The organism is Kitasatospora putterlickiae, from assembly GCF_039527695.1.
GTDB classification, from domain to species: Bacteria; Actinomycetota; Actinomycetes; order Streptomycetales; family Streptomycetaceae; genus Kitasatospora; species Kitasatospora putterlickiae.
The window spans coordinates 7,633-8,698 of the sequence record NZ_BAAAKJ010000186.1 but is presented as its reverse complement, the minus strand read 5'-3'; the positions used below and the strand labels follow the sequence as shown (position 1 = coordinate 8,698).

General features: G+C 76.4%; 1 protein-coding gene. It reads right to left on the bottom strand.

Features of this window, described 5'->3' with window-relative positions:
- Nucleotides 1-193: 193 nt before the first annotated feature.
- Nucleotides 194-835 (bottom strand): TetR/AcrR family transcriptional regulator, encoded by a 642-nt coding sequence (locus tag ABD308_RS18550; RefSeq protein WP_344335846.1) that lies wholly within the window; start codon nt 833-835, stop codon nt 194-196.
- Nucleotides 836-1,066: the final 231 nt, after the last annotated feature.

The window sequence follows — 1,066 nt, the reverse complement described above, 5'->3', positions numbered from 1 at the left end:
CCCGTCCGGCGCCGGCCGCCGCCGGGTGGCGGAGGGCGTGCCGGACCGGTGCGGGTTTGGTCGGATTCCCGGCTCAGCCTATGCCGGGACAGACGTCCGATCGGGAGGCCGGGGTTCCGGCGTGGCCCGGTTGGTGAGCCAGGACACTGGCCGGGGACGGGCGGGGCGACCGGGGGCGCTCAGGCGGGGACGCTCAGGCGGGAACGGGTGGCCGCAGGGCCGGGCCGGCCAGGCCGCCGAGCAGGGCGTCGACCATGCGTTCGGCCAGCCCGGGGTCGTCCAGGTCGGAGTCGTCCCACAGGACGCTGCGGGCCAGGATCGGGCCGATCAGCAGGTCGCCGAGGAGTTCCTCGTCGAGGTCGGCGCGCAGTTCGCCCTCGGCGACGCCCCGGCGGATGACGTCCCGGACGGCCTGCCGGCGCGGCACGATCACCCGTTCGCGGTAGGCGGCGTGCAGTTCGGGCCAGCTGTGCATCTGGCCGAGCGCCGCCTTGAGCACCCAGCGGGACCGCTTGGCGAGCCCGCGCAGCCGCATGTACTCGATCATCGAGACCAGGTCGCCGCGCAGCGAGCCGGTGGGCGCGGGCAGCGGCTCCTCCAGCCTGCTGACCATGTCGACCAGCAGCGCCTCCTTGTTGGACCAGCGCCGGTAGATGGTGGCCTTGCCCACGCCGGCGGCGGTGGCGATGCCCTCGATGGTCAGCTCGGGCAGGCTGGTGCCGGCCGCCATCTGCTCCTCGACGGCGGCGAAGATCGCCTGCTCGGCGGCCTCGCTGCGGGGTCTGCCCCGGCGCGGGCCGGTGCAGGTCGGCGCGGCCGCCGGCTCGGTCTTCATCTCACATCTCCCGGTGGTGGGGCCCCCGGCCCGGAGGAGGGGGTGGGGGTCGCACGCGTTCATGGGCCCCGTCACCGGCGGGTTTCCGGGTGACAGGGCCCATTCTCGCTCAGCGCGGTCGCGGCCCGGGACCGGCGCGGCTCGTGTGCCGGCGGATTGCGCGCGGGCTCGGACGGTGGCGGGTCAGGCGTCCGCGGCCGCCGGCCGGCGGGCCGGCCCCGTCGTGCCGTG

Bases quoted from the DNA above. Each gene is read 5' to 3' on its own strand.
- ABD308_RS18550 (WP_344335846.1), bottom strand. From the start codon at position 835: ATGAAGACCGAGCCGGCGGCCGCGCCGACCTGCACCGGCCCGCGCCGG.